The 22,093-nt window shown below is 60.6% G+C and carries 22 protein-coding genes; 16 read left to right on the top strand and 6 right to left on the bottom strand.

Features of this window, described 5'->3' with window-relative positions:
- The first annotated feature begins 11 nt into the window (after positions 1-11).
- The 3 genes from GTP27_RS04155 to GTP27_RS04145 are packed head-to-tail and all read left to right on the top strand — an operon-like array spanning position 12 to position 2,732.
- On the top strand, positions 12-1,229 hold the full coding sequence (locus GTP27_RS04155) for an ABC transporter permease subunit (protein ID WP_161037917.1): 1,218 nt from the start codon (positions 12-14) through the stop codon (positions 1,227-1,229).
- 10 nt (positions 1,230-1,239) lie between these two features.
- Positions 1,240-2,010 (top strand): ABC transporter ATP-binding protein, encoded by a 771-nt coding sequence (locus tag GTP27_RS04150; RefSeq protein WP_161037916.1) that lies wholly within the window; start codon positions 1,240-1,242, stop codon positions 2,008-2,010.
- Positions 2,010-2,732 carry an ABC transporter ATP-binding protein gene (locus tag GTP27_RS04145; RefSeq protein WP_161037915.1) on the top strand — a complete coding sequence of 241 codons (723 nt, stop codon included), beginning with the start codon at positions 2,010-2,012 and terminating at the stop codon, positions 2,730-2,732. The genes GTP27_RS04150 and GTP27_RS04145 overlap by 1 nt, the downstream gene beginning before the upstream one ends.
- Before the next feature lie 111 nt (positions 2,733-2,843).
- Here GTP27_RS04145 and GTP27_RS04140 read toward each other — a convergent pair whose 3' ends face one another.
- Positions 2,844-3,401, bottom strand: coding sequence for a phasin family protein (locus GTP27_RS04140; RefSeq protein WP_161037914.1), 558 nt, complete (start codon positions 3,399-3,401; stop codon positions 2,844-2,846).
- A 230-nt stretch (positions 3,402-3,631) separates the two neighbouring features.
- Here GTP27_RS04140 and GTP27_RS04135 point away from each other — a divergent pair, with 230 nt between their 5' ends.
- The 3 genes from GTP27_RS04135 (at position 3,632) to pbpG (ending at position 6,412) form a co-directional block, all read left to right on the top strand.
- A complete protein-coding gene (locus tag GTP27_RS04135) occupies positions 3,632-4,540 on the top strand; it encodes a DMT family transporter (protein WP_161037913.1) in 909 nt (302 codons plus the stop codon).
- 28 nt (positions 4,541-4,568) lie between these two features.
- Positions 4,569-5,264 (top strand): nitroreductase, encoded by a 696-nt coding sequence (locus GTP27_RS04130; protein WP_161037912.1) that lies wholly within the window; start codon positions 4,569-4,571, stop codon positions 5,262-5,264.
- A gap of 89 nt (positions 5,265-5,353) precedes the next feature.
- A complete protein-coding gene (pbpG, locus tag GTP27_RS04125) occupies positions 5,354-6,412 on the top strand; it encodes a D-alanyl-D-alanine endopeptidase (protein WP_161037911.1) in 1,059 nt (352 codons plus the stop codon).
- On the opposite strand, the gene GTP27_RS04120 is transcribed toward pbpG, so the two are convergent.
- The gene (locus tag GTP27_RS04120; protein ID WP_161037910.1) at positions 6,394-7,173 is read right to left on the bottom strand and encodes an IclR family transcriptional regulator; all 780 of its coding nucleotides are present in this window, start codon (positions 7,171-7,173) and stop codon (positions 6,394-6,396) included. The two genes, pbpG and GTP27_RS04120, sit on opposite strands and share 19 nt — an antisense overlap.
- Positions 7,174-7,276: 103 nt before the next feature.
- Here GTP27_RS04120 and GTP27_RS04115 point away from each other — a divergent pair, with 103 nt between their 5' ends.
- The 10 genes from GTP27_RS04115 to GTP27_RS04070 all read left to right on the top strand — a co-directional run bounded on the left by GTP27_RS04115 (position 7,277) and on the right by GTP27_RS04070 (position 16,517).
- A complete protein-coding gene (locus tag GTP27_RS04115) occupies positions 7,277-7,660 on the top strand; it encodes a diacylglycerol kinase (RefSeq protein WP_161037909.1) in 384 nt (127 codons plus the stop codon).
- 98 nt (positions 7,661-7,758) lie between these two features.
- Complete coding sequence (locus GTP27_RS04110) at positions 7,759-8,760, top strand: sulfate ABC transporter substrate-binding protein (protein WP_161037908.1); 1,002 nt, start codon at positions 7,759-7,761, stop codon at positions 8,758-8,760.
- Positions 8,761-8,762: 2 nt separating this feature from the next.
- A complete protein-coding gene (locus tag GTP27_RS04105; RefSeq protein WP_161037907.1) occupies positions 8,763-9,338 on the top strand; it encodes an RBBP9/YdeN family alpha/beta hydrolase in 576 nt (191 codons plus the stop codon).
- Between the two features lie 33 nt (positions 9,339-9,371).
- Positions 9,372-10,010: a peroxiredoxin gene (locus GTP27_RS04100; RefSeq protein ID WP_155433193.1), complete on the top strand. Its 639-nt coding sequence runs from the start codon at positions 9,372-9,374 to the stop codon at positions 10,008-10,010.
- Between the two features lie 78 nt (positions 10,011-10,088).
- The gene (locus tag GTP27_RS04095; protein ID WP_161037906.1) at positions 10,089-10,862 is read left to right on the top strand and encodes a sulfite exporter TauE/SafE family protein; all 774 of its coding nucleotides are present in this window, start codon (positions 10,089-10,091) and stop codon (positions 10,860-10,862) included.
- Between the two features lie 122 nt (positions 10,863-10,984).
- On the top strand, positions 10,985-11,851 hold the full coding sequence (gene cysT / locus GTP27_RS04090) for a sulfate ABC transporter permease subunit CysT (RefSeq protein ID WP_161037905.1): 867 nt from the start codon (positions 10,985-10,987) through the stop codon (positions 11,849-11,851).
- Positions 11,848-12,738, top strand: coding sequence for a sulfate ABC transporter permease subunit CysW (gene cysW / locus GTP27_RS04085; protein WP_161037904.1), 891 nt, complete (start codon positions 11,848-11,850; stop codon positions 12,736-12,738). Before cysT ends, cysW begins: the two co-directional genes overlap by 4 nt.
- 2 nt (positions 12,739-12,740) lie before the next feature.
- Positions 12,741-13,811, top strand: a complete 1,071-nt coding sequence (locus tag GTP27_RS04080; protein WP_161037903.1) for a sulfate/molybdate ABC transporter ATP-binding protein — start codon at positions 12,741-12,743, stop codon at positions 13,809-13,811.
- A complete protein-coding gene (locus GTP27_RS04075) occupies positions 13,808-14,740 on the top strand; it encodes a CysB family HTH-type transcriptional regulator (protein ID WP_161037902.1) in 933 nt (310 codons plus the stop codon). The genes GTP27_RS04080 and GTP27_RS04075 overlap by 4 nt, the downstream gene beginning before the upstream one ends.
- A gap of 166 nt (positions 14,741-14,906) precedes the next feature.
- Positions 14,907-16,517, top strand: coding sequence for a methyl-accepting chemotaxis protein (locus GTP27_RS04070; protein WP_161037901.1), 1,611 nt, complete (start codon positions 14,907-14,909; stop codon positions 16,515-16,517).
- A gap of 87 nt (positions 16,518-16,604) precedes the next feature.
- Here the strand turns inward: GTP27_RS04070 and GTP27_RS04065 are convergent, their stop codons facing one another.
- The 4 genes from GTP27_RS04065 to GTP27_RS04050 all read right to left on the bottom strand — a co-directional run bounded on the left by GTP27_RS04065 (position 16,605) and on the right by GTP27_RS04050 (position 22,047).
- Positions 16,605-18,974, bottom strand: coding sequence for a TonB-dependent receptor plug domain-containing protein (locus GTP27_RS04065; protein WP_161037900.1), 2,370 nt, complete (start codon positions 18,972-18,974; stop codon positions 16,605-16,607).
- A gap of 185 nt (positions 18,975-19,159) precedes the next feature.
- A complete protein-coding gene (locus tag GTP27_RS04060) occupies positions 19,160-20,206 on the bottom strand; it encodes an aldo/keto reductase (RefSeq protein WP_161037899.1) in 1,047 nt (348 codons plus the stop codon).
- 36 nt (positions 20,207-20,242) lie between these two features.
- On the bottom strand, positions 20,243-21,283 hold the full coding sequence (locus GTP27_RS04055; RefSeq protein ID WP_161037898.1) for a quinone-dependent dihydroorotate dehydrogenase: 1,041 nt from the start codon (positions 21,281-21,283) through the stop codon (positions 20,243-20,245).
- A gap of 35 nt (positions 21,284-21,318) precedes the next feature.
- A complete protein-coding gene (locus tag GTP27_RS04050) occupies positions 21,319-22,047 on the bottom strand; it encodes an arginyltransferase (protein ID WP_161037897.1) in 729 nt (242 codons plus the stop codon).
- Positions 22,048-22,093 lie beyond the last annotated feature (46 nt).

Here is a 22,093-nt window from a genome sequence, read left to right as displayed (position 1 = left end):
GAAGGATAACCATGGCACTTCTGAATTTCGATACTTCCCGCAATCCCCGTCAGGCCTATGCCAGCATGGCAGTGGTGCTGATCGGCCTGCTGATCTTCCCGTTTCTGGCCGCACCGTTCGGCAACTCGTGGGTGCGCATCGTCGATATGGCGCTGCTGTACATCATGCTGGCGCTGGGCCTGAATATTGTGGTGGGCTTTGCCGGCCTGCTCGATCTCGGTTACATCGCTTTCTATGCGGTGGGCGCGTACATGACGGGCCTGCTGGCTTCGCCCCAGTTCGCCACGCTGCTGGAATCGCTGATCAATGAATATCCGGTCATCGGCAATACGCTGGTGGCCGTGCTGGGCCCGGACATCCAGCAGAACGGCATCCACCTGTCGGTGTGGGTGATCGTGCCGCTGGCGGCCGCGCTGGCCGGCCTGTTCGGCGCGCTGCTGGGGGCGCCTACGCTAAAGCTGCGCGGCGACTATCTGGCCATCGTCACGCTCGGTTTCGGCGAGATCATCCGTATCTTCATGAACAACCTCAACGAGCCGATCAACTTCACCAACGGTCCGCAGGGCATCAACCTGATTGACCCTATCCGCGTGTTCGGCGTCAATCTGGCCGGCGAAGCCGGTTCGCGCGCCACCGTGATGGTGGGCGGCTATGCCATGCCGTCGGTGAATGCCTATTACTTCCTGTTCCTGTTCCTGTGCGTGGCCGTGGTGTTTGTCACTACCCGCTTGCAGCACTCGCGGCTGGGCCGTGCGTGGGTGGCGATCCGCGAAGACGAGATCGCCGCCAAGGCCATGGGCATCAACACCCGCAACGTCAAGCTGCTGGCCTTCTCGATGGGCGCGTCGTTCGGCGGCATCGCCGGCGCCATGTTTGCATCGTTCCAGGGCTTTGTGTCGCCCGAGTCGTTCTCGCTGACGGAATCGATCGCCGTGCTGGCCATGGTGGTGCTGGGCGGCATAGGCCATATTCCCGGCGTGATCATGGGCGGCGCGCTGCTGGCGGCGCTGCCGGAAGTGCTGCGCCATGTGGTGGAGCCGCTGCAGGAACGCCTGTTCGGCCATGTGCTGGTGGAAGCGGAAGTGCTGCGTCAGCTGCTGTACGGCCTGGCCATGGTGCTGATCATGCTGAACCGTCCCGCCGGCCTGTGGCCGGCGCCCAAGCACGAAGACCGCCCCGATGGCGATTCCGACACCAAAGAACAATCGTCCGGCACCATGGCGGCCTGAGGAAAGACAGATGAACGAACAAGTAATTCTCCACATCGCCGGGGTGAACAAGCGCTTCGGCGGCCTGCAGGCGCTGACCGATGTGGGTATCAAGATCATGCGCGGCCAGATCTACGGCCTGATCGGCCCTAACGGCGCCGGCAAAACCACCTTCTTCAATGTGATCACCGGCCTGTACCAGCCCGATACGGGCACTTTCGAGCTGGCCGGCAAGCCGTATTCGCCGTCCGCGCCGCATGAGGTGGCCAAGGCCGGCATCGCCCGTACCTTCCAGAATATCCGCCTGTTCGGTGAAATGACGGCGCTGGAAAACGTCATGGTGGGTTGCCATGTGCGCACCCATCAGGGCGTGTTTGGCGCCATTTTCCGCCACAAGGCGGCACGCGAGGAAGAGGCGGCGATCCGCCGCCGCGCGCAGGAATTGCTGGACTTCGTCGGCATCGGCCAGTTCGCCAGCCGCACCGCCAAGTTCCTCTCCTACGGTGACCAGCGCCGGCTCGAAATTGCCCGCGCACTGGCGACGGAACCGCAGTTGCTGGCACTGGACGAACCGGCGGCCGGCATGAACGCCACGGAAAAACTGGCGCTGCGCGAGCTGCTGGTGAAAATCAAAAACGAAGGCAAGACCGTGCTGCTGATCGAGCACGACGTCAAGATGATGATGAGCTTGTGCGACCGGCTGATGGTGCTGGAATACGGCAAACCTATCGCCGAAGGCTTGCCGGCAGAAATACAGAGTAATCAGGCGGTGATCGACGCCTATCTGGGAGGATCGCACTAATGAGCGACAATGTTCTTAAAGTAGCGGGACTGAAAGTCGCGTACGGTGGTATCAAGGCGGTCAAAGGCATCGATCTGGAAGTCAACCAAGGCGAGCTGGTGGCGCTGATCGGTGCCAACGGCGCCGGCAAGACCACCACCCTGAAAGCCATTACCGGCACGCTGCCCGCCTGCAAGGTGGAAGGCACGGTCAGCTATAAGGGCGCATCGCTCAAAGGCAGCCAGTCCTTCCATCTGGTGGAAAAAAAGCTGGCCATGGTACCGGAAGGGCGCGGCGTGTTCACCCGCATGACCATCCATGAAAACCTGATGATGGGCGCCTACACCCGCAATGATCAGGCCGGCATCGATGCCGACATCGCCAAATGGTACGAAACCTTCCCCCGCCTCAAGGAGCGTTCGGCCCAGCTGGCCGGCACCCTGTCCGGCGGCGAACAGCAGATGCTGGCCATGGCGCGCGCGCTGATGTCGCATCCGGAACTGCTGCTGCTGGACGAACCATCGATGGGTTTGTCGCCCATCATGGTGGAGAAAATCTTCGAAGTGATCCGTGCCGTATCGGCGCAGGGTGTGACCATCCTGCTGGTGGAGCAGAACGCCAAGCTGGCGCTGCAGGCGGCGCACCGCGGCTATGTGATGGATTCGGGGGTGATCACCATGACCGGCAATGCGGCTGACATGCTCGATGATCCGCGCGTCAAGGCAGCGTATCTGGGCGAATAAATCGGGCGCCGGAAATACAAAAGGGCAACCCGCGGGTTGCCCTTTTTGCTAGCCGACCCTGAAAAATGCCCCGGCCAGGCCGGAGCGATCACGCTTCAGGGCTGAGCAGAATTACTTCTTGGCAGTTGCTTTGGAAGCGGCAGCGGTGAACTGGCTAACAGCCTGGTTCAGGTTCGATTCCAGCGATTCAACAGCTTGCTTGGCGGTCTTGGCGAACTGCTCGTAGCCAGCGTTGGCATTGCCGATCGCCGATTTGAAAGCAGCCACAGCGTTTTCGGTGCCGGCCGGGGCGTTTTTGCTCACTTCGTCCACCAGCGAGATGACTTTGCGGTTGGTTTCAGCGATCTGGGTTTCGGCAGCTTTGCTGAACTCGGCGCCAGTGGTCGAAGCGATGCTGGCCAGATGACGGCCGTAAGCCAGGGTTTTTTCAGCAGCTGGCTGAGCTTGTGCAGTAGCCAGCGAGAAGAATTCCTGTGGATCTTTAGCCGCCAGCAGTTGCTTGGCGGTAGCCGACGACTCTTCCAGCGAAGCTTTGGCAGCGTTCAGGTTCAGGTCGACGAATTTCTCTACGCCTTCGAAAGCTTTGTTGGTCAGGGTCGAGAAGATAGCGAATTGCGATTCAAAGTTGGCTTTGGTCGCATTGGAAAATTGCTCAGGGATCGAAAACATGTGACTCTCCAGTAGTAGGGTATTGTGTGGGTACTGCTGTTTCTTACAGCCGGCTAGAAACAGAGCAGCGACGTTTCAGACCGAACAACATATTGTGCAACGCAACAAGACGAATTCTACGGGCTTCAAGAATTAAGTCAAGCATTTTTTGTGCGTTGCATCAAAGCATGCAATATTGACATTTCGCAGGGCTTGCCGCAGGGGGCATCCGGCCGTGTTAGACTCGTACGATGACTACCACCAGCCCATCATCACGCAGCGCAGCACGCGCCTCCTTTCTGTCGCCATTGCCCCTTTTTTTCGTATTGCTGTGGAGTAGCGGGTTTATTGTTGCCAAGTTCGGCCTGCCCTATGCGCCGCCGCTGACTTTTCTGGTGCTGCGTTTCCTTGGCGTGCTGGTGTTTCTGTTGCCTGCCGTGCTGGTGCTGCGCGCGCCCTGGCCGCATGGGCGCATAGTCCATATCGCGCTGGCGGGTTTGCTGGTGCAGGCCGGTTATCTGATTGGCGTCTGGTGCGCTATCAAGCAGGGCATGCCGGCCGGCCTGTCGGCCCTGATTGTGGGCATGCAGCCTATCCTGACGGCGCTGTCAGCCCGGCTGATCGGCGAACGGGTGCGTCCGCGCCAGTGGCTGGGGCTGGCGTTCGGTCTGGGCGGGGTGGCGCTGGTGGTGGCCGCCAAGATCCGGCTGGTGGGGCTAACCGTTCCGGCCATACTGCTATGTGTGCTGGCCCTGCTGTCGATCACGGCCGGTACGCTGTACCAGAAGCGCTATTGCGCGCAGTTCGATCTGCGTACGGGAACCGTGATCCAGTTCAGCGCTTCGCTGTTGCTAGTGTTGCCGCTGGCCATATGGCTGGAAGGCCTGGGGCCAGATTTTGCGGCGGTGCAGTGGACGCCGCGTTTTCTGCTTGCCTTGCTGTGGTCGGTGCTGGGCCTGTCGATAGGCGCGATTTTCCTGCTGTTTGCCCTGATCCGCCGCAGCCATGCCACCGAAGTCACCAGTCTGATGTATCTGACCCCGCCCACTACGGCCGTGATGGCCTGGCTGATGTTCGGTGAAGCCTTTAATTCCCTCGGTATTCTGGGGATGGTTTTGGCCGTGACTGGTGTTATATTTGTCGTGAAGAAACCAAACTAGCGCGAGTGCGCCTTGATAGCGAGACCGTATGATTTCCAGTTCTACCCAGCAGGCCGTCGATGCCGCCATCACCAGCCGCCGTTCCATCCGCGCGTATCTGCCGCAGGCCGTGGCGCGGGAAGATATCGAGCAGCTGTTGCAGGTGGCGGGACGGGCGCCGTCGGGCACCAACACCCAGCCCTGGAAAGTGTATGTGCTGACGGGCCAGCGCAAGGCGCAGCTGACGGCGGCGATACTGGCGGCCCACAGCGATCCGGCGCTGGCGGCCCAGCATACGGAGGAATATGCCTACTATCCCAGCCAGTGGGTGTCGCCCTTCATCGACCGCCGCCGCAAGGTGGGCTGGGACCTGTATGCCTTGCTGGGCCTGACCCGCGACAACAAGGCCGGCATGGCCGCCCAGCATGGCAAGAATTATGATTTCTTCGGTGCACCGGTAGGGCTGATATTCACCATCGACCGGGTGATGGCACAGGGTTCGTGGCTGGACTACGGCATGTTCCTGCAGAACATCATGGTGGCGGCCCGTGGCCGAGGTCTGGATACCTGCCCGCAGGCAGCGTTTACCCAGTATCACCGCATCATTACGGAACAATTACAGCTGCCAGCTCAGGAAACTGTGGTGTGCGGCATGGCACTGGGCTATGCTGATCACAGCAAGGTGGAAAATAGTCTGCAGACGGAGCGCATGGCGCTTCAAGAGTTTGTGAAATTTGTCGAATAGTTTGTAAGGAGCAAGGCTTGTACTAGTTTGGCAATTTGCTAAACTGCAAGTAATTGCTTGTTGTTGATGCAGGTTTAGCGGGGATAGCAATGGTTAAGAAAACGCTGATGTCGAAAGCTGGCGGTGCGCTGATCGCGCTGATGCTGGTGTCCGGTGTGGCCCATGCAGCGCATGCCGGGGCGGCCAAAAAACATGGCAAGAAGTCCAAAGCGCAGAGCAGCAAGGTGGTGGCTGCGGCCTCGGCCGAGCGCACGGTCAAGCGCGTGATGATGGTCAATGGCAAGCGCAAAGTGGTGTACCAGCGCATGATGGTGGCCGCGCCTGCCGTGCCGACCATGGGCGATCTGGCCGGCCTGAGCCAGACGCATGATCCGCTCGACCTGAAATCGAATGTGGCGCTGGTGCTCGACCAGTCGAATGCCGAAGTGCTGTTCGAGAAGAATTCCGATGTGGCCCTGCCGATCGCCTCCATCACCAAGATGATGACGGGACTGGTGGTGGTGGAAGCGGGCCAGGACATGGATGAAGTGCTGACCGTGACCGATGAAGATGTGGACCGCGAGAAATTCAGCAGTTCGCGCCTGAAGGTCGGCAGCAAACTGACCCGCGCCAATATGCTGCATATCGCTCTGATGAGTTCGGAGAACCGTGCGGCGTCGGCACTGGGCCGTCACTATCCGGGCGGCAAGCCTGCGTTCGTGGAAGCCATGAATGCCAAGGCGCGCGAACTGGGCATGACCGATACCCATTATGTCGATTCCAGCGGCCTGTCGAAGATGAACGTGGCCAGCGCGCGCGATCTGGCCAAGCTGGCCATGGCGGCCTACCAGCAACCGCTGCTGCGCCAGTATTCGACCGATGTGAAGGCCATCGTGGAAGCCAATGGCAAGCCGATGCAGTTCGGCACCACCAACCATCTGGTGGCCAGCCCGGACTGGTCTATAGGCTTGCAGAAGACGGGCTTCATCAACGAGGCAGGGCGCTGCATGATGATGCAGGCCGTGATCGAAGGCCGTGCCGTGATCATGGTGTTTCTCGATTCCAAGGGCAAGCAGGCACGTGCTGCCGATGCCGGCCGCATGCGCAAGTGGCTGGAAGCGCTCAAGCCTGCCAGCCTGAGTGCGCCTAGCTATTCGACCGGAATGTAACCGAGCGTGGCCGAGATCTGGTTGGCCGTGCTGACCAGATCTTCCAGCCATTCTTCCTGCAGACGGTCGGCCGGCGCCGAGATGGACAGGCCGGCAATCAGCTTGCCGCTATCGTCGTGGATGCCGGCGGCCATACAGCGTACCCCCAGTTCCAGTTCCTCGTTATCGCGCGCATAGCCGCGCGATTTGACCAGACTCAGCTCCCGTTCCAGCTTGGGCAGATCCGTAATCGAGTTCTTGTTGTGGCCCGCCAGACCCGTGCGGGTGGCATAGGCACGGATGGCCTTAGGCTCATCCACCGACAGGAACAGCTTGCCCGTCGAGGTCAGGTGCAGCGGTGCACGGCCACCGATGGCGCGTACCACCTGCATGCCCGAGCGTTCGGAGAAGGAACGGTCGATGTAGACGATTTCGTCGCCCTGGCGAACTGATAAATTGATGGTCTGCTGGGTTCTTTTGTGCAGTGCACGCATAAAGTCCACGGCGGCTTCCCGCACGGACAGGCGGCTCTTGACCACATTGCCCAGTTCCAGCAGGCGCATGCCGAGCCGGTAGGTGCCCGGTTCGATCCGGTCGACGAAGCGGGTGAGTACCAGATCGTTCAAAATCCGGTGCGCCGTCGAAGGGTGTAGCCCCGAGACTTTGGAGAGTTCCTTGAGGCTGACAGGGTCGGGATATTTGGCCAATGCATCGAGTAAGGCAACCATACGTTCTATCACCTGTATGGTGGTTTTTTGTTCGGGGACCGGTTCGATTTTCATGATGTGGTTGGTGCGCTGCGGTATGCGATGACTTCTTTATACCACAATGTGAAAACAATGTGAAATAATGCATAATGAGAGATTCTTCTAATGTGGCTAATCTATGCAACCTCAAAGTGAATTCAAAAGCAAACCGGGCCTGAAGCGGCTGTTCGCTGCCCTGCGTTACTCGAAAGATGGCTTCCGTGCTGCATGGCGTGACGAGGCGGCTTTTCGTCAGGAAATGGGTGTTTTCGCGCTAGGAACGTGTATTGCACTGGCCTTGCGTATTTCAGCCTTTGAAAAATTGATGCTGATCGGTGTGCTGGTGCTGATTCTGATCGTGGAACTGATTAATTCCTCGATCGAAGCCGTGGTGGACCGGGTGTCGCTGGAGCGCCACCCCTTGTCCAAGAATGCCAAGGATTTCGGTAGTGCGGCGGTGCTGCTGGCCTGTTTGCTGGCGGCGGCGGCCTGGATCGTGGTGCTGGCTAACCGCTTTCTCTAACTGTATATGAAGTTTTGGTATATTGAAGTGCTAAAAGTTTCGTTTTAAATTATAAAGGACGGCAGTAATCTGGAGACCTTCATTCACAGGGGAATCCTATGCTGTCCAAAAAAATCATCGCTGCTGCCGTTTTTGCTGTTACCGCTGCTGTTCCTGCGCTGGCGGCAGAAGTTTCCTTACTTAACGTTTCCTACGATCCTACCCGCGAGCTGTATCAGGACGTTAACGTCGAATTTGCCAAGCAGTGGAAAGCCAAGACTGGCGATACGGTCAAGATCAAGCAGTCGCATGGCGGCTCGGGCAAACAGGGCCGCGCCGTCATCGATGGACTGGAAGCCGATGTGGTGTCGCTGGCGCTGGCCTACGATATCGACGCCATTGCCGAGCACAAGCTGCTGAGCGCCGACTGGCAGAAAAAGCTGTCCCATAACAGCACGCCGTACACTTCGACCATCGTGTTTCTGGTCCGCAAGGGCAATCCTAAAGGCATCAAGGACTGGAACGATCTGGTGAAACCGGGCGTGGCCGTTATCACGCCGAATCCGAAAACCTCGGGCGGTGCCCGCTGGAACCATCTGGCCGCCTACGGTTACGCACTGCGCCAGCCGGGCGGCAGCGAAGCGTCGGCGAAAGAATTCCTGAGCAAGCTGTACAAAAACGTGCCGGTGCTCGATTCCGGCGCCCGCGGCGCCACCACTACCTTTGTCGAGCGCGGCATCGGCGATGTGCTGATCGCATGGGAAAACGAAGCGCTGCTGGCCATCAAGGAACTGGGCCCGACCAAGTTCGATATCGTGGCGCCATCTGTGTCCATACTGGCCGAGCCGCCAGTGGCGGTGGTCGATAAAGTGGTGGACAAGCGCGGCACCCGCAAAGTGGCCGAAGCCTATCTGAACTTCCTCTACACCGACGAAGCGCAGGACATCATTGCCAAGAACTACTACCGTCCCGTCGTCGAGAAATATGCCAAGAAATACGCCAGCCAGTTCCCGAATGTGAAGCTGTTCACGCTGGCACAGGTGGCAGGTGACTGGAGCAAAGCGCAGAAGACCCACTTCGCTGACGGTGGCCTGTTCGATCAGATCTATCAGCCGAAATAATCATGGCCAGCGCACTCGACCAATTTCGCGTGCTGATAGCGCCCGGCCTGCATAACAGCGGGCCGGGGCACTGGCAAAGCCGCTGGCAGCTGCATAATCCGGCGTTCGAGCGGGTGCGCCAGGAAGACTGGGCCCAGCCCGATCTGAATCGCTGGGCTGGCCGCATCGACCATCACCGCCAGCACGGACGGGATGCGCGGCCAGTGCTGATTGTGGCGCATAGCTTCGGTGCGCTAGCGAGCGTGCATAGTGTGGCGCGCAATCCGGCCGGCGTGGCCGGCGTGTTGCTGGTGGCACCGGCCGATCCCGATAAATTCAAGGTGGCTGCACAACTACCGCAGCAGGCCTTGCCGGTGCCGTCCATTGTTGTCGGCAGCCGTAACGATCCGTGGATGACGCTGGAGAAAGCCGCCGGCTGGGCGCAGCGCTGGAACAGCGTGCTGGTTGACGCGGGTGCGCTCGGTCATATTAATGCCGAGTCGAATCTGGGCGACTGGCAGCAAGGCCTGGAAACCTTGTATTTTTTAGCAGAAAAGGCGCAGAATAGGAAAGCTGTAGCCTATGATTTCTGTGTGTGACGATAGTTAGTTGATGACAATCCGGAGCTGAACATGACCATACGACTGGGCGATATCGCCCCTGATTTCGAGCAGGACTCTTCCATCGGACCGCTGCGCTTCCATGAATGGGCAGGCGATTCCTGGGTAGTGCTGTTTTCCCATCCGGCAGACTTTACCCCGGTCTGCACCACCGAACTGGGCCTGACGGCCAAACTGAAACCGGAATTCGACAAGCGCAATGTGAAAGCCATTGCGCTCTCGGTCGACCCGGCCGAGTCGCACAAGGAGTGGATCGCCGATATCGAGGCGACGCAGAACACGGTGGTGGGCTTCCCCATCATCGCCGATGCGGACCGCAAGGTATCGACGCTGTATGACATGATCCACCCTAACGCTTCCGCCACGGCCACCGTGCGTACCCTGTTCGTGATCGATCCAGCCAAGAAAGTGCGCCTGAACATCACCTATCCTATGAGTACGGGCCGCAATTTCGATGAAGTGCTGCGCGTGATCGATGCCCTGCAGCTGACCGACGGCTACACCGTGGCCACGCCCGGCAACTGGAAAGATGGCGATGATGTCATCATTCCGCTGACGGTACAGGACCCGGAAGTGCTCAAGCAGAAGTATCCGAAAGGCTATACGGCTGCCCGTCCTTATCTGCGCGTGACCCCTCAGCCTAACAAATAACGCATAAGCAAATAAAATCTGTGTTGTTGGGTTCTTCCCCAAGAGTCTGTACCCTGCGGTCTACTCTTGGGGGAATGTATGGATTTGTCGTTTGTCGCATCGGGTTTTGCCGTAGGTCTGCTGGTCGGAATGACGGGCGTAGGCGGCGGTTCGCTAATGACGCCGCTTTTGACGCTGCTGTTCGGCGTGTCGCCAGCGGTGGCAGTCGGTACCGATCTGGCCTTTGCCTCGCTTACCAAAGGCGTGGGCACTTTCACCCACCGCCTGCGCGGCACGGTGCACTGGGAAATCGTGCGCCGCCTCTGTCTGGGCGCCTTGCCCGCGGCTTTGCTGGCCAGCTATTCCCTCAAACATTTCGGCACACTCAACAAGGAAATCGGCCAGATCATCCGCTACATGATTGCCGGTTCCGTGATGCTGACCGTGGTGGCCATCCTGTTCCGCCGCAAAATGCTGGCATGGATTAATGCCCATCCCGAACGCCAGTTGCAGGGCGATAAGCTGGTGTGGGCCACCATTTTATCCGGTGCCGTGCTGGGCACGCTGGTGACCATTTCCTCTATCGGCGCTGGCGCTATCGGCGCTACTCTGCTGGTGATGCTATATCCGCGCCTGACGCCAGCCGAAGTGGCTGGCACCGACATCGCCTATGCCGTGCCGCTGACAGCGATTGCTGCCATCGGCCACTGGTGGCTGGGCTCGATCGACTGGAGCCTGCTGCTGACCCTGCTGGTGGGCTCCGTGCCCGGCATTACTATCGGCTCGTATGCGGCCCGCGCTGTGCCGGAGCGTCTGCTGCGCGTCCTGCTGGCCTTCACGCTGGTGGCGGTAGCGGCCAAGCTGGTGTCCTGAGCTGCCAGCACTCCGCTATATAGCGGAAACGTCTAATTAAATGATAAAAGCTTCGTTTGGATTATGAAGCATCAGTGAGAATATGACGCCCTTATAGAAGAATTTGTAATAAGGGAGCCTTTATGTCTGCAGTTCTCGCTGCGCCCGCGCTAAGCAAGCAGGGCGCGCCATTCCGCGTCATGCCGGGTTTCCGGCTGTCGCTGGGGTTCACGATCCTGTATCTGACCCTGATCGTCCTGATTCCCCTGTCGGCCGTATTTCTCAAGACTTTCACCCTGAGCTGGGAAGGTTTCTGGCATGCCGTCACCAACGAGCGCGTGATGGCATCTTACCGGCTGACCTTCGGTGCTTCGCTGCTGGGCGCGGCCATCAACGCCGTGTTCGGGCTGGTGGTGGCGTGGGTGCTGGTGCGCTACGAATTCCCCGGCAAGCGCATCATCGATGCACTGGTGGACCTGCCGTTCGCGCTGCCCACCGCCGTGGCCGGTATTACGCTGACGGCGCTGTATTCGGCTAACGGCTGGTTTGGCCGCGTGCTGGAAGGGCAGTTCGGTCTGAAGGTGGCGTTCACCCCGATAGGCGTGGTGATTGCGCTGACCTTCATCGGCCTGCCGTTCGTGGTGCGTACCGTGCAGCCGGTGCTGGAAGATGCCGAGCGCGAACTGGAAGAAGCGGCGGCCAGCCTCGGCGCCAGCGCGCTGCAGACCTTTACCCGCGTGGTGTTCCCCACCATTCTGCCATCGCTGATGACGGGCTTTGCGCTGGCCTTTGCACGCGCGACCGGCGAATACGGCTCGGTGATTTTCATCGCCGGTAATATGCCGATGATTTCCGAGATCACGCCGCTGTTCATCATCACCAAGCTGGAACAGTATGACTATGCCGGCGCCACGGCCATCGCCGTGGTGATGCTGGTGGTGTCCTTCCTCATGCTGCTCAGTATTAATCTGCTGCAGGCCTGGGCACGCGGCAAAGGAGGCAAAGCATGAGCGCCTTGCCGAATACGCCGGTACGCCGTGGCGAACTGCCAGCGCCGCCGCAGATACTGGAGCCGTTGTGGGTGCGCGGTGTGCTGATTGCCGTCGCGCTGACCTTCCTCACGCTGTTCCTGTTCGTGCCGCTGATGGCAGTGTTTGCGGAAGCTTTCCGTAAAGGCTGGGATGCCTATTTGGCGGCCATCGTGGAAGAAGACGCGCTGGCCGCGATCAAGCTGACCTTGCTGACAGCCGTGATCGCCGTGCCGCTGAATCTGGTGTTCGGCGTGGCTGCCTCGTGGTGTATCGCCAAATTCGATTTTCGCGGCAAGAGCATCCTGCTGACCCTGATCGATCTGCCATTCTCCGTGTCGCCCGTGATCTCGGGCCTGATCTACGTGCTGCTGTTCGGCGCGCAGGGCTGGTTCGGACCGTGGCTGCAGGCCCATGAAATCAAGATTCTGTTTGCCGTGCCGGGCATCGTGCTGGCGACCATCTTCGTCACTTTCCCGTTTGTGGCGCGCGAACTGATACCGCTGATGCAGGCGCAGGGCAGCGAAGAAGAGGAAGCGGCCATCGTGCTGGGCGCATCCGGCTGGGATACCTTCCGCCGCGTGACGCTGCCGAATATCAAATGGGGCCTGCTGTATGGCGTGATTCTGTGTAATGCCCGCGCCATGGGCGAGTTCGGCGCCGTATCGGTGGTGTCCGGCCACATCCGCGGCGAAACCAACACCATCCCGCTGCAGGTAGAAATTCTCTACAACGAATACAACTTTGCTGCCGCCTTTGCCGTGGCTTCCTTGCTGGCGCTGCTGGCACTGGTCACGCTGGCACTGAAAACTTTTGTCGCCTGGCGCCTGAATGAAAACCGCGCCGACGATGTCCGCCCTACGGAGTAATCATGACAATCGAAGTTAAAAATATCCATAAGCGTTTTGGCGAATTCACCGCCCTGAACAATGTGTCGCTGGATTTTCCCAACGGCGAACTGACCGCATTGCTGGGGCCATCGGGCTGCGGCAAAACTACCCTGCTGCGCATCATCGCCGGCCTCGAGCATCCCGATTCCGGTCAGGTTCTGCTCGACAAGGAAGACGCATCGCAGCGCCATGTGCGCGAGCGTCAGGTGGGCTTCGTGTTCCAGCACTATGCGCTGTTCAAGCACATGACGGTATTCGAGAACGTGGCCTTCGGCCTGCGCGTGAAACCGCGTGCCCAGCGCCCGTCGGAACAGCAGATCCGCGAAAAAGTGAAACAGCTGCTGGAACTGGTGCAGCTGGACTGGCTGGCCGACCGTTATCCGCCGCAACTGTCGGGCGGCCAGCGTCAGCGCATTGCGCTGGCGCGCGCACTGGCGGTGGAGCCGCGCGTGCTGCTGCTCGATGAACCGTTCGGCGCGCTCGACGCCAAGGTGCGCAAGGAATTGCGCCGCTGGCTGCGCCGTCTGCACGACGAACTGCACGTGACGTCGATTTTTGTCACCCACGATCAGGAGGAAGCGCTGGAAGTGGCTGATCAGGTGGTGCTGATGAATAAAGGGCAGGTCGAGCAGATCGGTACGCCCGATCAGGTGTACAACCATCCGGCGTCGCCGTTTGTGTACAGCTTCCTCGGCAACGTCAACATGTTCCATGGCCGCGTGCAGGATGGTGTGCTGGCCAGTGGCGATGCCAGCTTTGCCGTGCCGGCGCAGGCCGGCAGCGAAGGTAAGGGCACGGCCTATGTGCGTCCGCATGATCTGGAAATCGAGCGCTACACGCCCGGCGCCGAAGGCATCGTCGTCAAGCTGCTGCGCGGCCACGCCATCGGTCCGCTGGCGCAGCTGGAACTGGAACGCGCCGATACGGGGGAGTTGATCGAAGCCGTGCTGGGTAACGAGCGTTATAGCGCGCTGCAATTGCGCGAAGGCGAAACGCTGGTGGTGCGGCCCAAGCGTTTGCAGGTGTTTGTCGATGCAGGAGTGGCGATATGAATTTCCAGCAATTGCGTTCCATCCGCGAAGCAGCACGGCGCGGCTATAACCTGACGGAAGTGGCGAATGCCCTGTTCACTTCGCAGCCGGGCGTGAGCCGCCAGATACGCGAACTCGAAGATGAACTGGGCGTGGTGATCTTCGAGCGCAACGGCAAGCGCCTGACGGGCATGACGGAGCCGGGCAAGGGCATCCTCAAGATCATCGATCGCCTGCTGATCGAAGCGGAAAACCTGCAGCAGGCCAGCCTGGAATACACGGGCCAGCAAAGCGGTACGCTCAGCGTGGCGGCCACCCACACGCAGGCGCGCTATGCGCTGCCGAAAGTGGTGCAGAGTTTCCGTAGCGCCTATCCCGATGTGCGCATCGCCTTGCAGCAGAGCGCGCCCGAGCACATCGCCGAATGGATTTTGTCGGGCAAGACCGATATCGGCATTGCGACCGAAGGCCTGTCGCAGTTCCCTGATCTGGTGTCCTTCCCCTGCTACCGCTGGAGCCATCTGATCGTGGTGCCGGATGGCCATCCGCTGCTCACGCGCAGCCCGATCCGGCTGGAAGATCTGGCCGAGTTCCCCCTGATTACCTACGACGTGGGCTTTACCGGGCGCGGCCACATCGATGCGGCGTTTGCCCAGGCTAGCGTGAAGCCCGACATCGTGCTGACGGCGATGGATTCGGACGTGATCAAACAGTATGTCGCGCTGGGGCTGGGCGTCGGCATTGTCGCCTCGATGGCGTTCGACCATGGCCGCGACAAGGGCATGCGGGCAGTGGAAGCGTCGCATTTGTTCGCGCAGAACACCACGCGGCTGGCGGTGCGGCGCGGCGCCTATCTGCGCTCGTATGCCTATCACTTCATCCAGCAGTTTGCGCCCGACTTGAGCCGCGCCGATATCGATGCGGCGCTCAATGGCGGCGAGCCGGGCTAATCCGCACATGCCGGCATGGCGGCGCAGCCAATTGGCTGTGCTTGCTGTGGTCGGCCAACAACTGCAATAATTGGAGAGAATTAGCTGACAGATAGTCCATATACTGGGACGGACAGAGAGTTGCAACCGGAAATCTAAGCATACGTGTTTATTTTGGGGAGCTAGCATGGACGTCAGGAACTGGAAAATCGGCAGTCGCCTCACCGCAGGCCTTGGTGTGGCGATACTCTTCATGGTGGGCATCGCCATTATCGGCATCACCAGACTGGGGCAACTCAATCACAACACACGCGATCTGGCGGAAGACAAATTTCCCAAGGTCGTGCTGTCCTATGAAGTCATGGGCGGCGTCAACGATATCGCCCGCGCCATGCGCAATGCCATGCTATCGACCGATCCGGCAGTGGTGAAGGCAGAACTCGAGCGCGTCAACAAGCGCAAGGCGGAAAATACCGCGCTGCTGGAAAAGCTGGAGGCGCTGATCGTCGATGACGCCGATCCTGCCAGCATGGCCAAGTTCAAAGCGGTGACGGAAGCGCGCGCCCGCTACGTCGAAGTACAGTCTGAATTTCTCCGTATGTCGCCTGATCTGGCGCGCCGCGACGAAGCGGTGCGCTACCTGCTGACGACGGTGCGCAAGGAACAGACTAGCTACCTGAACGCCCTGAATGATATGGTTAAGCAGCAAAAGGCGGCGATTGACGATGCTGCTGCCGTGGCCGACCAGGCGTTCGACCAGGCCCGCACTATGATGATCGTGCTGACTGTGCTGGCCACGGCACTGGCGGCGTGGGTGCTGTACTGGATAACGCGCAGCATTACCCAGCCGCTCAACCGCGCCGTGCATATGGCGCAAGCCGTGGCCGGGGGCGACCTGACCATGCAGATCGAATGCGATACGCGCGATGAAACCGGTTTGCTGCTGCGTGCCCTGATCGATATGAACGAACAGCTGGCGCGCACGGTCGGGCAGGTGCGTGCCGGTACGGACACCATCGCCACCGCCTCCAACCAGATCGCATCGGGCAATCTGGATCTGTCGAGCCGCACCGAGCAGCAGGCTTCCAGTCTGGAGGAAACGGCTTCGTCGATGGAAGAGCTGACCTCTACCGTTACTCAGAATGCCGCCAATGCGCGCCATGCCACCGAGCTGGTGGAGTCGGCTTCCAGCTACGCCAGTAAAGGCGGACAGGTGGTGGGCGAGGTGGTAGCGACGATGGGAGCGATCAAGGCCAGCTCCAGCAAGATCGTCGATATCATCGGTGTGATCGACGGGATTGCATTCCAGACCAATATTCTGGCGCTGAATGCGGCAGTCGAGGCGGCCCGGGCTGGCGAGCAAGGACGCGGCTTTGCGGTGGTGGCGTCCGAAGTGCGTAATCTGGCCCAGCGTTCTGCCGTGGCCGCCAAAGAAATCAAGGCGCTGATTGATGAGTCGGTAACGACGGTCGATACGGGCGCCACGCTGGTTGACGAGGCGGGCGCTACCATGGCGCGTATCGTGCAGTCGGTGCAGGAGGTGGCGCAGATCATGCGCGATATCAGCGCTGCCAGCAGCGAACAGAGCAGCGGCATCGAACAGGTGAATCAGGCTATCGTGTCGATCGATGATGTGACCCAGCGTAATGCGGCGCTGGTGGAGGAGGCGGCTGCGGCGGCCCAGAGCATGCGCGATCAGGCCGACCTGCTGGCGCAGGCTGTCAGCGTATTTAAGCTGACGGCGGCACCGGCAGCGGCAGCGGTGCGGCCACGCCGGCCTTTGCTGAGCGCTGCCTGAGACGCGGGCAAAAAACTGCGGCGCTGCTGACGGGGAGTACCGTCAGCAGCGCCGCTGTCGTTTCAGCTCAGCTCAGCGCAGAGTGGCTTACCAGGTATAGGCGGCCTTGGCGTAGTAGTAGCGGCCATTGAAGCCGTTAGGTGCAAAGCCGCTGTACGGGTTGATGCCGTTGTTGTTCAGGTTACCGGCCGAGGTGACCTGATCCGGATAACGGTTGGTGACGTTATCGATACCCGCGCTCAGACGCCAGTTCTTGTTCAGCTTGACGCTGGTGGAGAGGTCGAGCACCCACTGCGGATCGTAGGTCTGATCCAGCGTGGCGTTGTTCTGCGGCACCGTGAAGCTGCCATAGCGGGTGACCACGCCACGGGCCGACCAGGCGCCCCAGCTGGCATCGGTGGCCAGACTCAGTTTGTCCTTGGGCGAGCCTACCGTCAGGCGGTTGATGGTCTGGCGGTCGATCAGCGTCAGATTGTTGGCCGTCAGGATAGCCGGATTGGCGTTGACGTGTTCGAGCGAGTTCTTGTTGTGATTGTAGGCCAGCGTAAAGTCGTAACGGCCCGAGGTCTTCAAGTCGAGACGGTAGGTGCTGACCACATCCACGCCGGTGGTGCGGGTGTCGATGGCGTTGGTGAAGTAGCGGCCCGCGCCTACCAGGATGTTCTGCTTGGCCAGCGCGGCCTGCAGCGCGGGCGACAGCGTCATGTTGGCCGACAGGGCGATGCGGTCGTCGATGTCGATGCGGTAGGCATCCACCGTGGTGCTCCAGTTGCTGAGCGGGGAGAATTGCAAACCGAGGCTGTAGTTACGGGCTTTCTCGGCTTTCAGGGGAGTGGCTCCCAGCGCTGCGGCGGCAGCGCTGCCCACGGCGAATGTTCCGGTCTCGATAGGCGTGTTGACGCCATTGACTACCGAGAAGTTGGTGGTGGTGATGGTGTAGAACTGCTGCGCCAGCGACGGTGCGCGGAAGCCCGACGATGCCGTGCCGCGCAGCGAGAACGCTTCGCTGAAAGCGTAGCGCGCCGAACCCTTGGCCGAAGTGGTGCTGCCGAAATCGCTATAGCGCTCATGGCGCAGCGCGGCCGAGGTGGAGAACTGGCGCGTGACATCAGCTTCCAGATTCAGGTAGGCCGATTCGTTGTGGCGGCTGTTGCGGCCAGCATTGACGGGGCGGAAGCCGGAGAAACCCTGTGCACCGGTGCCTATGTAGGAAGCTTCGTCGCCAGCGCCGATCTCGTAGCTTTCGTGGCGCGCTTCGGCGCCCACAGCGACGGTGAGCGGACCGCTGAAGGCGGCCACCGGATATTCGCGTGCCAGATCCAGATTGAACAGCTGCTGGGTGTTGAGCAGCTTGCCGGCGTAGAAGTGGGTAGGGCTGGCCGCGCCCAGCGTCTGGTTGACGGTGTGGTCGAGGTCGAGCTGGAATTCGTTACGGCCGTAGTTCAGGCTCGCGTCCCAGCGCCAGCCGGCGGCTTCGCCGCGCAGGCCCGTCACCAGCGAGGTATCCTGTGATTCGCTGTTTTCCAGCGGCAGGAAACCTTCCGGATACAGCGGGGTGCGCTGGGCCGTGCCGTTGAGGGCAGTACGCCACGTAGCGGCGGCCGACGTATTGCGCTGGCCATAGTTGGCGAAGGCGTACCAGTCAATATCGTCGTTGACGCGGTACTGGCTGTTGACGAACACGCTGCGCGGGCGGGTTTCCGGATCGCCGAAGCGCTGGTTGACCTTGCCGTAGCGCGGCTCGGCCGGATTGCGCAAGTCGGCGCCGGCACGGTTGGTGGGATCGCGGTCAGCCGCTTCCAGCGCTACCCGTACCCAGCCCTGATCGCCGAGATTGAAGCCGGTGGAACCACGCACGGTCAGCTGTTTGCCGTCGCGTTTCTGGTATTCGCCCACGCCCACTTCGGCATCGCCGCCGCCGGCGCCTTTTTTCAGGATGATGTTGATCACACCGGCAATCGCGTCCGAGCCATACTGGGCGGCGGCGCCATCGCGCAGCACTTCGATGTGGTCGATGGCGGACAGGGGAATGGCGTTCAGATCGACCGGGGCCGAGCCGCGGCCCTGGGTGCCGTTGACATTGACCACCGCCGAGCTATGGCGGCGTTTGCCGTTCACCAGGACCAGCGTCTGGTCGGGCGACAGGCCGCGCAGCTGGGCCGGACGCACGGCGTCGCTGGCATCGGCGCCGGATGGGCGGGGGAAGTTCATCGATGGCAGCAGGCGCCCCAGCACGGTGGCCAGTTCGGTCGAGCCGCTGGCCTGCAGTTCACGTGCGCCGATGATGTCGATCGGCGATTCGGAATCGACTGTGCGGCGGTTTTTGGCATAGGTGCCCGTCACCACGACGGATTGCAGTTCGCCTTCTGCCGGCAACTGCTGGGCGAAGGCGGGAATGACGATGGTGGATATCAGGGTGCTTAACAGCAGGGGACGTGCAATGGTGCGGGTGCGCATGAGACGAACTTTCTACGTTGAGGATGAAGAAAATCTTACCAGCGTGCTAGCGGATTGCCCACGAATGGATATGTCTAATGATATGCAAGTTTTGAATATCGTGCAGGACAGCGCTCCGTTTTCCTTCTAACGCAGGAGAACGGAGCGCGCGGATGCTGCCTGAGGCGGGGGGATGCGGGCCGTGCTTACTGGCCCGGATTGGTGATGCTGGCGTGGATGGCATCGACGGCGGCGATAACCTCGGCCGGCAATTTGACCTGATAGGCGTCGATGTTCTGCTTGAGTTGTTCAAGACTGGTGGCACCGATGATGGTGGAAGCGACGAACCAGCGCGAATAGCACCACGCCAGTGCCAGTTCGGTCGGCGTCATGCCGTTATCGCGTGCCAGCCTGGCATAGCGGCCCACGGCTTCCAGCACGGCTGGCCGCAGGTAGCGCGGACTCCATGTTGGCGGGAAGATGGTCAGGCGGCCATGGGCCTGCGGATTGTCGTGATACTTGGCGCTGAGCTGGCCGAATGCCAGCGGGCTGTAGGCCAGCAGGCTGACCTGCTCGCGGAAGCAGGTTTCGTCCAGCAGGCTGGTTTCGAAATGGCGCGCCGTCAGGTTGTACAGGTTCTGGATGGTGGCGATGCGCGGCAGGCCTTGCATTCCGGACTGCTTGATGAATTCGCTCACGCCCCAGCACGATTCATTGGATACGCCGATCGCGCCTATCTTGCCTTCCTTGATCAGGTCACCGAGTGCCGCCAGCGTTTCTTCGATGGCGACGTGCTTGCGTTCGTGATCGGGCTTGAATACGCTGGCGCCGAAGATAGGTACGTTACGGCTAGGCCAGTGCAATTGGTATAAATCGATATGGTCGGTCTGCAGGCGCTGCAGACTGGTTTCTACCGCTGCGCGCAGATTGGCGGCGTCGAAGTTCTGCTTGCCGCCGCGTACCCACGTCAGCTGTTTGTTCGGGCCAGCCGCTTTGGTCGCCAGCACCACCTTGCTGCGCGCGCCGGTTTTCTTCAGCCACGTGCCGATATAGCGTTCGGTCGAACCCTGCGTGCCGGCGCTGGGCATGACGGGATACATTTCTGCCGTGTCGATGAAATTGATGCCGCGCTCGAGCGCGTAATCGAGCTGGCTGTGCGCTTCGGCTTCCGTGTTCTGTTCGCCGAAGGTCATGGTGCCGAGGCAGATGCGGCTGACTTCGAGGGCGCTCTGGCCCAGTTGTACTTTGTCCATGCTATTCCTATCGTGGGACTATCCGGTAGCCTGATCCTAGCGCTGGCGCAGCGCTTCGGCGCAATCGCGCACCAGCGCAGGACCTGCATAAATCAGGCCGCTATACAGTTGTACCAGCTGCGCGCCGCAGGCGATCTTGGCTCGGGCATCTGCGCCGCGCATGATACCGCCTACGCCGATAATCGGCAGAGCGTCGCCCAGTTCTGCCTTGAGCAGGCGGATGACGGTATTCGAAAATTCGAATACGGGCGCACCGGACAGACCGCCCGTTTCGGCGCCGTGCAGCATGCCCGTTACCGCATCGCGGTTGAGCGTGGTGTTGGTGGCGATCACGCCGTCGATGCGGTGGCGGATCAGCGCATCGGCGATATTCTTCACCTGTTCGCCATCCATGTCGGGGGCGATTTTCAGGGCCAGCGGCACATAGCGCTTGTGCTGGTCGGCCAGACGGGCCTGTGCTTGCTTGAGCTGGCCGAGCAGGCCGTCGAGTTCCGAGCCGCCTTGCAGCTGGCGCAGGTTCTTGGTGTTAGGCGAGGAAATGTTGACCGTCACGTAGCTGGCGTAAGGGTAGACCTTTTCCAGGCAGTGCAGGTAGTCGTCGGCGGCGCGTTCGATCGGGGTATCGGCATTTTTGCCGATGTTCAGGCCCAGTATGCCCAGCTTGTCCTGATAGAAGCGCGAGGACTGCACGTTGGCCACAAACGCATCCACGCCGCCATTGTTGAAACCCATGCGGTTGATCACGGCGTGGGCGGCGGGCAGGCGGAAGATACGCGGCTTGGGATTGCCCGGCTGCGGACGCGGCGTCACCGTGCCCACTTCGATCGAGCCGAAGCCCAGTGCTGCCAGCCCGTCGATGTAGGCGCCATCCTTGTCCAGACCGGCGGCAAGGCCGACCGGATTGTTGAACGTCAGTCCCATCACCGTGCGCGGATCGGCCTTCGGTTTGCTGATCAGGGAGGTCAGGCCCAGTGCGTGGGCGCGTTTCAGGGCAGGCAGGGTGAAGTTGTGGGCTGCTTCCGGATCCATGGAAAACAGCAGGGGACGGGTAAGGGAATACAGGGAATGTGCAGACATGGACAGGGCTCGGTTGATGTTTAGCCCGTATTTTATCAGGCGTCCAGCACGCTCCAGTGGCCTTTGATGCGCGCTTCCAGTGGCTGGAAGTTGGTTTTGTAGGACATTTTCGGACTCTGGCGTATCCAGTAGCCTAGGTAGACGTATTGCAGTTGCAAGTCCTGGGTCTGGGCGATCTGCCACAGGATGTTGTAGGTGCCGTAGGAGGCGCCGGCCACATCGGGGTCGAAGAAGGTGTAGACCGAGGACAGGCCGTCGGACAGCACATCGATGATGCTGACCATGCGCAGCGTGCCGTCCGGATCGCGGAATTCCACCAGCCGCGTGTTGACGCGGCTCTGCAGCAGGAACTGGGCATACTGGTCGCGGCTATCCTGATCCATGCCGCCACCGGCATGGCGGCGGTTCTGGTAGCGCAGATACAGTTCGTAGTGTTCGTCCGAGAACGCCAGTGCGGCCACCGAGGCGATCAGTTCGCTATGGCGCGCCCAGGCGCGGCGCTGGTTGCGGTTGGGCTGGAACTGCTGGCTGACCACGCGTACCGGGATGCAGGCCTGACAGCCGTCGCAATACGGCCGGTAGGTGAAGATGCCGCTGCGGCGGAAACCGTTGCGCACCAGTTCGGAATACACATCGGCATTGATCAGGTGCGAGGGCGTTGCCACCTGCGAGCGGGCCTGCCGCGCATCGAGATAGCTGCACGGATAGGGCGCTGTCGTATAGAACTGCAGCGTGGCAAAGGGCAATTCGTTGAGTTGCGTCATGCACGGCCTGTCGGGCAGGGTTCAGTTGGCATTCATCATAGCGCAA

The organism is Duganella qianjiadongensis, from assembly GCF_009857915.1.
GTDB classification, from domain to species: Bacteria; Pseudomonadota; Gammaproteobacteria; order Burkholderiales; family Burkholderiaceae_D; genus Rugamonas; species Rugamonas qianjiadongensis.
The sequence above is the reverse complement of the archived record's forward strand: the minus strand, read 5'-3'. Positions and strand labels throughout refer to the sequence as shown.

Bases quoted from the DNA above. Each gene is read 5' to 3' on its own strand.
- GTP27_RS04155 (WP_161037917.1), top strand. From the start codon at position 12: ATGGCACTTCTGAATTTCGATACTTCCCGCAATCCCCGTCAGGCCTAT.
- GTP27_RS04150 (WP_161037916.1), top strand. From the start codon at position 1,240: ATGAACGAACAAGTAATTCTCCACATCGCCGGGGTGAACAAGCGCTTC.
- GTP27_RS04145 (WP_161037915.1), top strand. From the start codon at position 2,010: ATGAGCGACAATGTTCTTAAAGTAGCGGGACTGAAAGTCGCGTACGGT.
- GTP27_RS04140 (WP_161037914.1), bottom strand. From the start codon at position 3,401: ATGTTTTCGATCCCTGAGCAATTTTCCAATGCGACCAAAGCCAACTTT.
- GTP27_RS04135 (WP_161037913.1), top strand. From the start codon at position 3,632: ATGACTACCACCAGCCCATCATCACGCAGCGCAGCACGCGCCTCCTTT.
- GTP27_RS04130 (WP_161037912.1), top strand. From the start codon at position 4,569: ATGATTTCCAGTTCTACCCAGCAGGCCGTCGATGCCGCCATCACCAGC.
- pbpG (WP_161037911.1), top strand. From the start codon at position 5,354: ATGGTTAAGAAAACGCTGATGTCGAAAGCTGGCGGTGCGCTGATCGCG.
- GTP27_RS04120 (WP_161037910.1), bottom strand. From the start codon at position 7,173: ATGAAAATCGAACCGGTCCCCGAACAAAAAACCACCATACAGGTGATA.
- GTP27_RS04115 (WP_161037909.1), top strand. From the start codon at position 7,277: ATGCAACCTCAAAGTGAATTCAAAAGCAAACCGGGCCTGAAGCGGCTG.
- GTP27_RS04110 (WP_161037908.1), top strand. From the start codon at position 7,759: ATGCTGTCCAAAAAAATCATCGCTGCTGCCGTTTTTGCTGTTACCGCT.
- GTP27_RS04105 (WP_161037907.1), top strand. From the start codon at position 8,763: ATGGCCAGCGCACTCGACCAATTTCGCGTGCTGATAGCGCCCGGCCTG.
- GTP27_RS04100 (WP_155433193.1), top strand. From the start codon at position 9,372: ATGACCATACGACTGGGCGATATCGCCCCTGATTTCGAGCAGGACTCT.
- GTP27_RS04095 (WP_161037906.1), top strand. From the start codon at position 10,089: ATGGATTTGTCGTTTGTCGCATCGGGTTTTGCCGTAGGTCTGCTGGTC.
- cysT (WP_161037905.1), top strand. From the start codon at position 10,985: ATGTCTGCAGTTCTCGCTGCGCCCGCGCTAAGCAAGCAGGGCGCGCCA.
- cysW (WP_161037904.1), top strand. From the start codon at position 11,848: ATGAGCGCCTTGCCGAATACGCCGGTACGCCGTGGCGAACTGCCAGCG.
- GTP27_RS04080 (WP_161037903.1), top strand. From the start codon at position 12,741: ATGACAATCGAAGTTAAAAATATCCATAAGCGTTTTGGCGAATTCACC.
- GTP27_RS04075 (WP_161037902.1), top strand. From the start codon at position 13,808: ATGAATTTCCAGCAATTGCGTTCCATCCGCGAAGCAGCACGGCGCGGC.
- GTP27_RS04070 (WP_161037901.1), top strand. From the start codon at position 14,907: ATGGACGTCAGGAACTGGAAAATCGGCAGTCGCCTCACCGCAGGCCTT.
- GTP27_RS04065 (WP_161037900.1), bottom strand. From the start codon at position 18,974: ATGCGCACCCGCACCATTGCACGTCCCCTGCTGTTAAGCACCCTGATA.
- GTP27_RS04060 (WP_161037899.1), bottom strand. From the start codon at position 20,206: ATGGACAAAGTACAACTGGGCCAGAGCGCCCTCGAAGTCAGCCGCATC.
- GTP27_RS04055 (WP_161037898.1), bottom strand. From the start codon at position 21,283: ATGTCTGCACATTCCCTGTATTCCCTTACCCGTCCCCTGCTGTTTTCC.
- GTP27_RS04050 (WP_161037897.1), bottom strand. From the start codon at position 22,047: ATGACGCAACTCAACGAATTGCCCTTTGCCACGCTGCAGTTCTATACG.